The sequence below is a fragment of the Streptomyces sp. NPDC021749 genome (genome assembly GCF_040640655.1).
Classification (GTDB): Bacteria; Actinomycetota; Actinomycetes; order Streptomycetales; family Streptomycetaceae; genus Streptomyces.
The window spans coordinates 107,527-120,768 of sequence record NZ_JBFACE010000002.1; the positions used below are offsets into that span (position 1 = coordinate 107,527).

General features: G+C 69.8%; 12 protein-coding genes and 1 pseudogene. 4 read left to right on the plus strand and 9 right to left on the minus strand.

Annotation, left to right across the window (positions count from 1 at the left end; genetic code table 11):
• Positions 1-169: 169 nt before the first annotated feature.
• Positions 170-355, minus strand: a pseudogene (locus tag AB0G35_RS02305) (heme-binding protein); the annotation flags it as partial.
• A gap of 179 nt (positions 356-534) precedes the next feature.
• Entirely contained in the window at positions 535-1,755 is a 1,221-nt protein-coding gene (locus tag AB0G35_RS02310; protein ID WP_360942336.1) for an MFS transporter, read from the minus strand.
• 295 nt (positions 1,756-2,050) lie between these two features.
• Between AB0G35_RS02310 and AB0G35_RS02315 the strand changes: the two genes are divergently transcribed.
• Entirely contained in the window at positions 2,051-2,485 is a 435-nt protein-coding gene (locus AB0G35_RS02315) for a MarR family transcriptional regulator (protein ID WP_360943073.1), read from the plus strand.
• A gap of 101 nt (positions 2,486-2,586) precedes the next feature.
• On the plus strand, positions 2,587-3,039 hold the full coding sequence (locus AB0G35_RS02320) for a GNAT family N-acetyltransferase (protein ID WP_360942339.1): 453 nt from the start codon (positions 2,587-2,589) through the stop codon (positions 3,037-3,039).
• On the opposite strand, the gene AB0G35_RS02325 is transcribed toward AB0G35_RS02320, so the two are convergent.
• The 6 genes from AB0G35_RS02325 to AB0G35_RS02350 form a co-directional block, all read right to left on the minus strand.
• On the minus strand, positions 3,023-3,808 hold the full coding sequence (locus tag AB0G35_RS02325; protein ID WP_360942342.1) for a helix-turn-helix domain-containing protein: 786 nt from the start codon (positions 3,806-3,808) through the stop codon (positions 3,023-3,025). The two genes, AB0G35_RS02320 and AB0G35_RS02325, sit on opposite strands and share 17 nt — an antisense overlap.
• Before the next feature lie 481 nt (positions 3,809-4,289).
• On the minus strand, positions 4,290-5,435 hold the full coding sequence (locus AB0G35_RS02330) for an aminotransferase class V-fold PLP-dependent enzyme (RefSeq protein ID WP_360942345.1): 1,146 nt from the start codon (positions 5,433-5,435) through the stop codon (positions 4,290-4,292).
• 91 nt (positions 5,436-5,526) lie between these two features.
• A complete protein-coding gene (locus AB0G35_RS02335) occupies positions 5,527-6,990 on the minus strand; it encodes a serine hydrolase domain-containing protein (protein WP_360942348.1) in 1,464 nt (487 codons plus the stop codon).
• 51 nt (positions 6,991-7,041) lie between these two features.
• Positions 7,042-7,794 (minus strand): hypothetical protein, encoded by a 753-nt coding sequence (locus AB0G35_RS02340; protein WP_360942351.1) that lies wholly within the window; start codon positions 7,792-7,794, stop codon positions 7,042-7,044.
• 30 nt (positions 7,795-7,824) lie between these two features.
• Positions 7,825-9,156, minus strand: a complete 1,332-nt coding sequence (locus tag AB0G35_RS02345; RefSeq protein ID WP_360942354.1) for a MerR family transcriptional regulator — start codon at positions 9,154-9,156, stop codon at positions 7,825-7,827.
• Between the two features lie 425 nt (positions 9,157-9,581).
• On the minus strand, positions 9,582-10,262 hold the full coding sequence (locus AB0G35_RS02350) for a TetR/AcrR family transcriptional regulator C-terminal domain-containing protein (RefSeq protein WP_360942357.1): 681 nt from the start codon (positions 10,260-10,262) through the stop codon (positions 9,582-9,584).
• A 72-nt stretch (positions 10,263-10,334) separates the two neighbouring features.
• Here AB0G35_RS02350 and AB0G35_RS02355 point away from each other — a divergent pair, with 72 nt between their 5' ends.
• On the plus strand, positions 10,335-11,444 hold the full coding sequence (locus tag AB0G35_RS02355) for an FAD-dependent monooxygenase (RefSeq protein ID WP_360942360.1): 1,110 nt from the start codon (positions 10,335-10,337) through the stop codon (positions 11,442-11,444).
• 437 nt (positions 11,445-11,881) lie between these two features.
• On the opposite strand, the gene AB0G35_RS02360 is transcribed toward AB0G35_RS02355, so the two are convergent.
• Positions 11,882-12,463 carry a winged helix-turn-helix domain-containing protein gene (locus AB0G35_RS02360; RefSeq protein ID WP_360942363.1) on the minus strand — a complete coding sequence of 194 codons (582 nt, stop codon included), beginning with the start codon at positions 12,461-12,463 and terminating at the stop codon, positions 11,882-11,884.
• 111 nt (positions 12,464-12,574) lie between these two features.
• Here AB0G35_RS02360 and def point away from each other — a divergent pair, with 111 nt between their 5' ends.
• Entirely contained in the window at positions 12,575-13,237 is a 663-nt protein-coding gene (gene def / locus AB0G35_RS02365) for a peptide deformylase (RefSeq protein ID WP_360942366.1), read from the plus strand.
• Positions 13,238-13,242: the final 5 nt, after the last annotated feature.

Here is a 13,242-nt window from a genome sequence, read left to right on the forward strand (position 1 = left end):
CGGCCCTCGCAGCCTCACGGCCGTCGCCGCCTGGAACACTCGGCCGTCAGCAGCAAACCGCCGTCAGGGGTGCCCTGTCGTCAGAGGTGCCCTGTCGTTAGGGACGATCTGTAGTCAGAGGCGATCTGTGGTCACGGCAGTCGGGCGTCCCGCTCCCGCCCGATCCAGCTCACTCCAGGCCCGCCTCCGCTATCACGCTGAGGACGATCCGATGGTCCTGGTCGGGTGCGCCACCACCGAAGCCGATCGCGCCGATCAGCCGGCCGTCGCGGTGGAGCGGCACCCCGCCCGCGAGGAAGAGCAGCGGCCGGTCCAGCGCCGTGGGCAGCGTGTGGAAGAGCCCGTCGGGCCGTACCAGTGCGGGGGTGGGTCGTACCGGTGGTCTTGCGGGTGACCGTGCGCGTGGCGCTTGTGCGCGGGGTCCGGGAGGGGAGGGCCCTGCGGCAGCTCGTGCAGCGGGGAACCGCGGTGCTGTCCGTGCGGTGCGGTGGTCTGCGCTCTGCCGGCCGTACTGGTACGGGGCCACCACGGGCCTCAGTGGTGCGCCGCTGCCAGGGGCTCGTCGGCGACCGTGGTGGCGCCGCCCGCGGCCACGACCTGGCCACGGCCCGTCTGACGCCGCTCCAGGGCATGGGCGAATATCGCCACCCCGAGCGCAACGGTGGTCATCAGCGCACCGACCCAGTTGGTTGCCGTGTAGCCGAGGCCGGCCGAGATCACCAGCCCGCCGAGCCAAGCGGCCAGCGCATTGCCGAAGTTGAAGGCCGCGATGTTGCCGGCCGAGGCGAGCGTGGGCGCGGCGGCTGCCTGGTCCATGACCCGCTTCTGCAGCGGTGGCACGGTCGCGAAGCCGAAGATGCCGATCAGCGCGATGGTGATCGTCGCTGCGATCTTGTTGTGCGCGGTGAAGGTGAACGCGGCCAGCGAGAGCGCCAGGCCGGTCATCGCCACATACAGCATCGGCATCATGGCGCGGTCGGTGAAGCGGCCGGAGACCAGGTTTCCGCCGACCATGCCGAGTCCGAAGAGGGCCGTCAGCCAGATGACGGAGGACGGGGCGAAGCCGGTGACCTCGGTCATCGTCGAGGCGAGGTACGTGACCGCGGCGAAGACCCCGCCGAAGCCGAGGATCGTCATCAGCATCGCCAGGCCGACCTGCGGGTTCCGGAAGACCGCGAGCTCACTGCCGATGCGCGAGGCGGCCTTCGCCTGCTGCGCCGGGATCAACTTGATGATGCCGAGCAGGCCGATCACGCCGAGCGCCGTGATGGCGTAGAAGGTGGTCCGCCAGCCGAACTGCTGGCTGAGCATGGTGCCTGCCGGGACGCCCACGACGTTGGCGACGGTCAGGCCGCTGAACATGAGCGAGATGGCGCTGGCGCGCTTCTGAGGGGCGACGAGGTCGGCGGCAACGATGGCGCCGATACCGAAGAACGCACCGTGCGTGAACGCGGAGACGATCCGGCCGGCGAGCATGATCCAGAAGCTGGGCGCGACGGCCGTGAGCAGATTGCCCACGATGAACAGGCCCATCAACAGCATCAGCATCTGCTTGCGCGTGAAGCGGGTGCCCAGCGCCGTCATCAGCGGAGCGCCGATGACCACACCGAGGGCGTAGAGGGTGGTCGCGTATCCGGCGAGAGGGATGGACACGTCGAAGCCGGCCGCCATGTCCGGCAGCAGACCCATGACCGCGAACTCGGTCGTTCCGATCCCGAAAGCACCGATGGCAAGAGCCAGGAGTGCGAGAGGCATGACGGATCCCTTCGAATGGTTGTGTCCGTCCCTTACGAGCGTCCACAATAATTGCAGACGCGGGTTAATTGCAAGCGCCGGATATTTCACTCGTGCCCTATCCTGGATCGTGCGCCCCATGAGGAGGTCTTCGATGACGCAGCAGACGCGCGAGAAGCAGGCAGCTCGGCCGCAGGCGAAGGCCGCGAGGGCGGACGCCCCGCAGGTGGCGGCCACGGGGCCGGAGACCCCGGGCACCGCCGAGGCCCAGGCTGAGACCGCTGCGCCCGGCTGTCCGCCGGCGGCCACCCCCTCCCTGGCCCAGGGCTGGTGCGCGCTCTCGGCTCTCCACGGCCGCATCGAGTCGCACATCGAACGCGCACTGCAGGCGCAGCACGACCTCAGCGTCCGTGAGTTCTCGGTGCTCAACGTCCTCAGTGAGCAGCACGACGGGCCGGGCGGGCATCTGCGGATGAACCAGGTCGCGGACTCGGTGGTGCTCAGCCAGAGCGCCACCACCCGCCTCGTGACCCGCTTGGAGGACCGCGGCCTGCTGTCCCGCTACCTGTGCCCTGACGACCGGCGTGGCATCTATACGAACGTCACGCCCGACGGGCTGGCCCTCCTGGTGGAGGCCCGCCCGACGCATGACGGGGCGCTCTGCGAGGCCCTGCAGGAGGCCGCCCAGCGACCAGAGCTGGCACCGCTCGTCACCGCGGTCCAGACGCTCGCCCCGTCGTCGCAGGACTGACCGACGAGGGGACAGGGCGGCGCTGACCGGCTGTTGTCACCGCGGGATTGCTCGGCGGCCAGGCCGGTGCGGTGGAGGCGTTGAAGCATAAGGTCGCGCCCATGAGCGACATCGAGATACGCCGCGCCACCGAGGCCGACCTGCCCGCCATCGTCGCGATGCTTGCCGACGACCCGTTGGGCGCCACCCGTGAATCGCCGGACGACATGACTCCGTACGTCGCCGCCTACACGGCGCTGGCCGCCGACCCCAACCAGCACCTGATCGTCGCGGCGCGCGACGGGCGGACGATCGGGACGCTCCAGCTCACGGTCATCCCCGGCCTGTCCCGGCGCGGCGCCACTCGCTCGATCATCGAGGGTGTACGCGTGCACCGCGAGGAACGCAGCAGCGGCCTCGGAACCCAGCTCATCGAGTGGGCGATCGCCACATCACGCGCGCTGGGCTGCCGGATGGTGCAGCTGACCTCCGACGCCACCCGTGTCGATGCCCACCGCTTCTACGAGCGCCTCGGCTTCGAGGCCTCCCACCTGGGGTTCAAGCTGACGCTGTGAGGGACGGCCTCACCTCCGCCCGGGTGCGGCCCCGCGCCCGGTGTGCCCGCTGCCGGCAGGCCGCGCCGCAGTAGCGCGCGGGTCTGCCGGTGCGCGCCGGTTCGATCACCGCCCCGCACTGCGCGCATCGTGTTTCGTTACGATTTCCAGGCGAACCAGGCAGTTCCGTTACGGCGCTATGCGTACGCAGCGCATCACACATCAGCGCCGTCATCCGGCCCGGCACCCCGCCGTCGTCGCCCGATCCGGACCGGGCCTGTTCCATCGCGAGACAGCCCAGCAGCAGCGCCTTGAGGTCGGCCAGCCCGACGTCCAGCCGTACCGCGCCGACGAGTTGGGCCCTCGCGAGCAGGGATTCCAACGCCTCGTCGAAGTCCCGCCCGACGTCCGGCGAGGGCGCGAAGTGACCCGTGCCGGCCGCCTCCAGCGCCTCACACAACGCCTTGTTCCGTGACACAAGGCGCACCACCGAGGACAGGTAGCGGAAGAAGACCTCGGCGGGGTCGTCGACATCCAGCAAGTCCCTTGCGGTGTCCGTGAAGAGCTCGATCCGCTCGACGACCGCCGCCTTGAACAGGGCTTCTTTGGAAGGAAAATGGCGGTAGACGGTGCCGGCGCCGACCCCTGCCCGGCGCGCGATCTCCCCGAGCGGCACCCCCAACCCCTGTTCCTCGAAGGCCGATCGGGCCGCCTGGAGCACCAGTGCCCTGTTGCGCCGGGCATCAGCACGCGCGGGCGCATGACCGTGCCGGGCACCGCTCGCCGCCATCGCCGGACCTCCCGTAGACCCCTGCCGACCGTTTCGCGCACCCCGCACTTCCAACCGGGTCGCTCATTCCGATTCTATGAGAGCGTTTGGACATGATCGTTAAGGGACTCACGGCGAGGTAGCGGGGACGGGCGCGCGGTCGACCTCATGAGCCGGGCTCGGCATAAGTGAGAGCCGCCGGATCGCTGCGGAGCGAACCTCCAGCGCGTAGAGATCTCCAGCATTCAGCCTGTCGCTACAGCACCTGGCGCGCCACCGGAGTACGCCCGATCGGGCCGGTCTCCTCGTCTGCGCACCCGCAGCGGGCGGAGTCCAACTGCACTGCGGTGCAGGGACATTGGCGCATGAAAACGGGCCCCTTGAGGAGCACTTCGGCTACCCCGGGCCCGAGCGAGTGAGCTGGTTTCACGTGAAACGGCGGTGCATGGCGCATCCGCGTGGGCCGTGTTTCACGTGAAACGCGGCCCACGTCCGACATTCCTCAGCCGGCGGACACCTCGTCCCATGCCTCGCCCGCCGCAACGGCTGCGCCCTCGGCATCCACCGAGATACCTAGCGTACGAAGCCCGCCGGCCAGCGCCCCCAGCGAGGCCCTCACCACGGCGAGGTCGGCGGCACGGCCGTAGTGGTTCACCCGGATCATCTCCTTGGCCAGCGTGCCCGCCGCGGCCTGCACGGGTACCGCTCCATCCACCGCGAGCGCAGCAGCCACGATCTCCCGGGCGTCGACTCCCTCGGGCGCACGCAGGGTTGTCGCGGCCGGCGCCGCGTCCTCGTCACGCACGACGTACGGGGTCAGCTCCCCCAGGGCCCGCACGCCGGCCCGGGTCGCCGCTGCCGCTGCCCGATGCCGGGTGATGACCGCGTCCAGCCCCTCAGCTTCGATACGGTCCGCCGCCTGCTCCAGAGCGAGCATTTCCAGCTGGGCCGGCGCGTGCGGTAGAGCCGTGCGACCGCCGTCGAGCCAGCGTTCCTTCCAGTCCCACAGCGACAGATACGAACGCCGCGGAGCCTGCTCATTGGCGGCGATCCGCTCCCACGCCCGGGCGCTGACCGAGGCCACGGACACTCCGGCGGGCCCGGCCAGCGCCTTCTGTCCGCCGATGACGCACAGGTCCACACCCCACTCATCGGTCAACAGGGGCTCCGCACCGACCGAAGCGACCGCGTCCAGCATCAGCAGCGCGCCGTGTTCCCGCACCACGGTGCCGATCTCGGCGACGGGGTTGGTGTTGCCGGTGGCCGCCTCGGCGTGCACCAGGCTCACAAAGTCGATCTCCGGGTGCTCACGCAGCGCCTCGGCCACCTGCCGCGGGTCGACCGCCCCGGTGAACGGTGCGGAGAGGGTGACCACCTCGGCCCCGCAGGAACGCAGCCAGCCGCCGAAGGTCTCGCCGTACGGGCCGGTAATGATGTTGAGGGCAGTGCTGCCGGGCCGTACGGCGGACCGGATGCAGGCCTCCAGCGGCAGCAGCGCCTCACCCTGCATCGTCACGACGTCGCAGCGGGTGCGCATCAGCGCGGCGACCTTGTCCTCGATGCGCGCGAAGTGGGCCGCGGTGAGGGGCGGCAGGTCGAGCAGGTCGGGGCCAACGGTGTTCGCGGTCGGATCAGACACGGCAGTCATGGGGCCTTCCAGCGGTAGCGAGCCGCATCGGCGCGGCTCCTGACATCGGATTCGACTGTACGTCCGGAGACCGCGCCGCCGCGTACGGGCTTCAGACCCGCCAGCCCTCCGGGTCCACTCCGCCGGGCACCGGTCCCGACGGCTCATAGGGGCCCCGGGTGAAGACGAAGGTGCCGAGGTCGAGATGGCTGACCGAGCCCTGCTCGTCCCGCACCACCTTCAGCGTCTCGCCCGCGTAGTAGCCGTCCAGGCCGGTCCAGGTGCCGTCGTCCTGGGGCCGGAAACGCGAGGCCCGTCCCGCACCGGACAGGGGAGCGAGTTCCAGCTCGCGGTCGGCCCGCAGTCGCAGGGCATGCGGGTTCGCGCCCCAGTACCAGGGACCAGTGAGCGCCAGCAGCTCCGGGTCCAGCGGTCCGGACAGCGGGCGCCATGGCGCGGGGATCCGGGGCTCATGCGCGGTCACGATCCCGGCGAGATCGGCAGCGATGGTGGGGACCGCAGGCCCCGAGGTGCAGTTCGCCAGCACGATCGCCGCCACGTCCTCCTCCGGGTCGGCCCACAGTGCCGCCAGGAACCCGGGCATCGACCCGGTGTGGCCGGCCAGCCGGCGCCCTTCCCTGCGTACGAGCTGGATCCCCAGCCCGTACCCGGCGTCCCAGCCGTGCTCCTCCGGCGGCACCGCGGGCATGCGCATCTCAACCACGGTCGCCGCGCTCAACACCCGGTCGTCACCGCGCAACAGGAACGCCGCCCAGCGGCACAGGTCCTCCGGTGTCGACCACAGCTGCCCCGCCGGGGCCATCAGCCCGGTCTCGTGGGCGGGTTCGGGCAGCACCGCATCGGCCCACGGATGCACCGCCCAGCCGTTCGCGTGGGGCGCCTCGGGCTGCTGCGTCGTACGGACCATGCCCAGGGGCTGGAGGACCTCGCCCCGCAGCACCTCGTACCAGGGCGTACCGCCCCGAAGCCGTTCGACCACTGCTCCGAGCAGAGCGTATCCCGGGTTGGAATAGTGGTGCCGGCGTCCCGCCACGAGCCGCTGGGGGCGGTCATCGAACAGATCGGCCGGCTCGGGGCGCAGTTCGCCCGCCGTCCGCTCCCACCACGGGCCACGCGGCTCGGCCGTCAACCCCGAGGAGTGGGAGAGAAGTTGGGCGATCGTGGCCTCCGGCACCGGCGTGCCCTTGAGGTGCTTGCCCACGGGATCGTCCAGACACAGCAGCCCTTCGTCCCGCAGCCTCATCACGAGGACGGCGACCAGAGTTTTGGTGAGCGAGCCGATCCGGTACTGCACATCGCCGTGCGGCACCTCCCCTTCGACCGAGCCCCGGCTCCCCGACCAGACCGCTTGGCCACCGCGCACCACCGCACCCACCATCGAAGGCGCCCGTCCCTCGGCCTGCCCGACGGCCAGCCGGTGCAGCAGCGCCCGCCGCGTCTGGGGCAACAGCTCCGTGAACGCTTCAGAGGTCTCGGCCCCTACCGTCCCCCGGCCCACCGGCCGGGGGACCTCCGCTGCGGGCTCGTGTGACTCCGCGGACTGGGTGATGGTCATGGCACGCTCCTCAGCGACGGGTCCGACTCGGCCGGCCCCTATCCTCACCTCTCACTGCAGCGCCGTCGCCCCGATCACCGCGCCCAGTTCGGTCTGCTCGTCCGCCGGCAGCCAGCGTGCCGCATGCACCATGTGCAGCGCGGACCGGAGCCGTACGCGGTCCGCTTCCGTTCCGAGGTAGCCGAGGTACGCCGGGAGCGTCAGTCCCAGCGCCTTGAGGTCGGCCCGCGCACACCAACGTGCCACCAACTCCCGGATACGTCCGTCCACCTCGGCATCGAGGGGCTGGGGCGGGGCGGCGCCGGGCAGGGTGTCGGCCTCCGGCGCTTCGGCAGGGACCGCATCGGCGGTCGCCCGTAGCCCCTCCGCGATGGCAAAACGGTTCCAGTCGCTGTACTGGCTGTGGTGGCCGTATTGATCACTCTGGTCGCGCTGGTCGTGTCGGCCTCCGGGGGCGTCACTCGCCCGTTCCGCAGCTCGCAGGAAGAAGTAGTGAGCGAGTGCGGGGCGGTCGAGCCGACGGTAGGCGTGTGCCATGTTCAGATACAACGACGGATAGAACTCCCGAACGCGCTCGTCCGCGACGCGATCGGCGCGGTCAAGGCATTCCTGGTTCCACCGCAGCGTCTCCTCCGCCGACTTCTGATGCCGCGCGAGATAGTGCGCGGCGATGCACGCCTCATAGTCGTCCGCGGCAATATCCCAAGCCCGCTGGAAGAGTTCACGCGCGGCTTCCGCCCGCCCCTCCGCCTCGGCCTGCATCCCTTCCCCGCACAACCGCACCACGGGCAGTTCCGGATTCATCCTCCCGCTCCCCTCCTCCGCCATTGGCCCTCAGTCCTCCCCTTCGCCATCGCTCTCGACGGGGTTCCCGCCGGCACCGTCCCCATGGCCTCCACCGCCCCGTACAGGCATCACCAGCGTCGTAAAACTTCCCTGGTCGGCGGATCGGACCACGACCGGCCGGTCCGCCGCGACGATCTCCACCAGCACGTCAGGCCCAACTCCTGCCTCTAGGGCAGGCACAAGGACGGCCGGGTCGAAGGCGATCTGGAGTGCACTTCCCGTGAGGACGGCCCTCAGCCGGACGGGCTGTCTGGCACCGCCCGTCACCTCCAGCTTCTGGACGGCCTCGGCCTCCGGGGCACCGCCCGCCGTTTCACGTGAAACATCGAGCAATCCGTCGCATGTTTCACGTGAAACGGCCCGCTGCCCTCCTGGGGTCTCTGTCCGCCCGCCGCCCTGCCGCTCGTCCCTGCCAGCGATCGACAACGACACCACCCCCGACCGCCCTGCCACCGCGTCCCTCAGCCCCACCCGGTCCACGATCAGTCGATGCCCCTCCTGCCCCATGTCCTGGAGCACCAGCCGATAGTCCGGAAACCTCGCCTGATCCCCGGTCCGGAGCGTCGCCCAGCCGGATGCACCACCCACGATGTCGCCGAACTCCGGCACCTCGCGCCAGTCCGCTTCGTCCGCCCCGCTCCGCAGTCGAACCCCCGCCGTCGTCCCGCCGCACTCCACATCCACCGCCACCTGCCGTACGGCCCACTCCGCCAGACTCCGTGCGGTGTCCGCACCGATGAGGATCTGCCGTGGTCCGCCCGCGAACTCCTCCGGCCGTAGCACCCTCACCGCCAGCCGATAGCGGTCGGTGGCGATCAACCGCACCTCACCATCGGCGAGTTCGAGCGCCACACAACCCAGCACGGGGAATTCTTGAGCCGTCGCACCCCGCGCGGCCGCCGGCGCCACCTGCCGGACGGCGCTGGCGAGCTCGGCACCGCCCACCCGGGCCCGCGCCCAGCCGTTGCCATGCGTCGCCTCGTCGGGCACGTCGCGCAGAAACCCCGCCACCACTGCATGCGCCTGGTCGGCAGTCCGCCGCATCCGTTCCAGATGCTCACGGAGTGCGTCCCGGGCCGCGTCCTGCGGACCGTCCAGGACCACCGCGACATCCACCAGCGGCAGCCCCGCCTCCCGAAGCCGGCGCAGCTTCACCGCCCGCGCCGCCTGGCCTGCGGCGTAGCGCCGATAGCCCGTCGCGTCGTCCACCTGGGCCGGCCGGAGCACCCCGCAGTCGTCGTAGAACCGCAGGGCGCTCGGCGCCAGGCCCACCTGCCGCGCGAACGCGCCGATGCTCAACAGTTCGCCGGTGTCGTCCATGCTCGGGATTCTGGAGCTTCAACCAACCTGAAGGTCAAAGCCGGGGCCGCCCCCCCCCGGATCACGACCGTCGACGAGGCGCCGCCCACGCTGCCGCCTTGGGCAACGCACCTGGGACCGCCTTATGCCGGCAAGGCGTCGGCCGACGTCACGGCGGAGCAGGAGAAAGTGCGCTGGGCGGACGCGGTGACCGCGGGGTGGCTGAGGAGGGGGAGCCGTCACGCGCCAGGTGCAGGGCCTCGCACCGCGTGGCAGGTTGATCTCAGCTGACCGGCAGATCCCCGGCTTGCCTCACGGGACGTGAGGCGGCTTGAGCCTCAGCCCATGGCACTTCATCAAGTTCCGGGCGCTTTGGAGAGGTTGCGACACTTCAACGCATCAGCGCCGGCCTGGCGCTATGGCCGGTCCGGTCCTGCGGCCGCGCGTCACCTTGAGATGCGGGCTTCGATGCCGTCGAGCAGGAAGTCGAGGCCGATCCGGAAGGTGTGGTCGGCGTCCAGGTGGGCGGCATCGCGCACCACCGTGGCCAGCGCGGGGAATCGGCCAGTGGCGAAGGTGCGCTCCAGATAGGGCCCGAGTGAGGCCTGCCAACGCTTCTCGCCCATCCCCGTGGCCCGCTCGGCACGCCGCTCGGCGATCTCCCGACGCACCGCGCCGATCACGTACGCGTTGACTGCGGCGACCACCGGCATGATGGCGTCCACGTCGACGTCGCCCAGTGCGGCCACCACGTTCTCCCCGCTGGCCAGCGCGTGCGGCCCGAGCTGGGGTCGGCCACCCAGTAGATCGGCGAGCCATTCGTGCTCGTGAGCGGCGTGCCGAGTGGCTTCGGCAAGAGACCGGAGGACCTCCCGCCAGCCGTCTCCGACCGGTCGGATCTCGGCGTGGGCGGCGTCGACCATCAGGTCGAGCAACTCCTCCTTGCTGGCGATGTAGCCGTACAGCCGCATCGGACGGACGTCCAGCGCGGTGGCGACCTTGCGCAGCGAGACCGCGTCCAGGCCGTCCGCGTCGGCCAGTTGGATCGCCGCTCGCACGATCCGTTCCCGGCTCAACGGGACCGGCACGGGTCGATTCGGCGGCTCCGGCCTCTCCCACACCAACATGCCGCTAACAATACATCGCATCGTGGCGATACAGTGTATCGATCAGTACGGCGTATCGAGAGGGAGACGACCATGACCATCGCCATCGTCGGAGCCGGCTTGGGCGGCTTGGCCCTTGCCCGGGTGCTGCACGTGAACGGCCTCGACGCCGTTGTGTACGAACGGGAATCGTCACGCGGTGCGCGTGGTCAGGGCGGCATGCTCGACATCCACTCCGGCCAGCGGGCACTGCGCGAGGCCGGCCTGATCGACCAGTTCCACGCGATTGCCCGTGGTGAAGGCCAGGACATGCGTCTCCTCACGCCGGATGGCACCCTGCTGCTCCAAGAGGACACGCCCGACGACGCCCCGCTTGAGCGACCCGAGGTCGACCGCGCCGATCTGCGCAATCTGCTGCTGGATTCCCTCCCCGAAGACATGGTGCGCTGGGGGCGCGCGTACGCATCCGCCGACAACGGCCTGCTGCACTTCGCTGACGGCAGCAGTGCGACGTATGACCTGCTGGTCGGCGCTGACGGCGCGAACTCCCGGGTCCGCGCGCTGCTCACCGACGCCCGTCCGACACACATCGGCCAGAACGTCGTCGAACTCGGCATTCCCGACATCGACCGCACGCACCCCGGCCTCGCGGCGATGGTCGGGCGCGGCACCTACTGGGTGCTCGGCAACGGACTGTCCCTGGCGGCGCAGCGCAACGGCGACGGCCGCGTTCGCATCGGCCTCAGCTTCTACCACACCGCCGAGGACTGGTTCGCCACCAGCGGGATCCCGTTCGACGACCCGGCCGCCGCCCGGGCGCGGCTGATCGACCTGCTCGACGGCTGGGACGCACGGTTCACCGCGCTGATCGCGGCCTGCGACGACACGGTCGTGCCGCGGTCGATCACCACTCTCCCGATCGGTCTGACCTGGCCGTCGACGCCGGGCGTCACGCTGCTCGGCGATGCCGCGCACCTGATGCCGCCGGTGGGAGAGGGCGCCAACATGGCGCTGCTCGACGGCGCCCTGCTCGGTCTCGCGCTGGCCGCGCACCCGGACGACTTCCCCGCCGCCGTCAAGGAATACGAGCGCGAGATGTTCGAGCGCACCGGCGCTGCCGCCCGGATGTCCGCGGACATACAGGAATTGCTGATGGCGCCGGACGCCGCCCAGAAATTGCTCGCATTCTTCCAACCTGGCTGAAGCAAACCGGGTCGGCCGGTTCCGGAGAGCGGGTCCAGCCTCCCCATGCTCCCGGAACTCGGCGATCCGCCGCCTCAAGGTCCGTAGCCCCACGCTGAGTTCGGCAACCTTCGCCGCCGTCGCCATGGCCCTGCCCCTCGCACCCCGACCCACGGGCCCTGGCCCGTGCAGCCAAGGGTGTCAGCGGAACATCGGTGGCCGGACGGGTCACCAGCGAGCCTCACGAAGACGGCACGAGTGCCGCCGATGTGCCATCGGAGCTGAGATCGTGCCGCGAAAACCGAGGCGCAACGGCACCAGGTGTAGGTTCTCAGCCGCCGTGTCATGCGGTGACGCGGTGACCTGGACGTTTTCAGGCTGTCTCACGTCGTGTCATCTGCCTGCTGTCTCAGCGTCGTGTCATTTCCTCAAGTGAGTGCAGAACGGCCGACCACTCCTCAGTCCTGGTCCGCGCCGTCTGCTGTGTGGGGAAGCAGGGGGAACAGTCGGGTGATGAGGGCCACCGGTCGAGCGCCGTCGGGCCGGGCCAAGGGGCGTTGTTCGCGGTCCTGGTAGGGCGCGAGGGCCCGTCGGATCACGTCCGCGACCCGGCTCATCTCTTCGGGTGTCAGGTAGGCAACTGCGCTGAAGGCTTCGTCATGGCGCCATTCGGACGGCGCTTCATCTCGCTGGGTCAGCCATCGCTGCCAGCTTTCGTCCTCCAGCCCACGAGCCAAGTCGCCGAACTGCTCCTCCGCCATGGGACGGTCGGCAGCGGGGGGGTGCTGCCTCAGACGCCATGGACGTGCGCGGCCCCCGCGGTGGGGGGCTTCTTCAATGTATCCGTGGCGTGCGAGCTGGCGTAGGTGGAATGAGCAGAGGCCAGAGCTGTAACCCAGCCGGGAGGCGGCTTCGGTCGCCGTGACGGTGCCGACTTCGACGAGCAGGTCCAGCAGGGCTGTGCGGACTTCGTGCTCACGCAATTCTTCGCCGCTGCCGGCTGCCTGGCCGTCCGGGGTGTTGACGTCATCTTCAGTCACTTTGCAAAGTCTGCTACTTTGCAAAGAGCTTGGCAAGCAGTAGTCCTGCTGAAGGTGATCAGCTGCGGTGACCTCCGCGGCATCTGTGGCGTGCGCAAAAGGGAGACAGCCATGTCTGTTCGTCACCAGCGGTCCCGTTCCGTCGACCGACGAGTCCGTGTTCAAGGCCGCCCGGTGAACACCTATCCGGCTCTGCCGCCAGAGGCGGGACGGGGTTCGGTTCGCAGGGTCACGGTCGTGGGCGAGGAGGTGCTGAGCCGTCCGTGCCGGGAGGTGACCGAGTTCGGGACTCCGGAGTTGTCGGCGTTAATCGACGACATGTTCCTGACCATGTATGTCGCCGACGGTGCCGGCCTGGCCGCCAACCAGGTTGGCGTTGACCTGCGCCTATTCGTGTATGACTGCCCGGACGACTATGGAATCCGGCATGTCGGTCACATCATCAACCCGGTTCTGGACCTGCCCGATCCAGGGAGTCGGCGACTCGTTGACGAATTCGAGGGCTGTCTGTCCGTGCCCGGTGCCGCCATGGCGGTTCCCCGCACCGATCGTGCTGTCGCTCGTGGGTTCGACAAGGACGGCAACCGTCTCGTCATTGAGGGGTTGGGATACTTCGCCCGGTGCCTGCAGCATGAGACCGATCACCTCGTCGGCCACACGTATCTTGATCGGCTCTCCAAGCGGGACCGCAAGGACGCGTTGCGGCAGATGGAAGACCGCAGGGAGGACGTTTTCGCGCAACGCGCGATCAAGGCCGCCAGTTTGGGTCGGTGAGACGC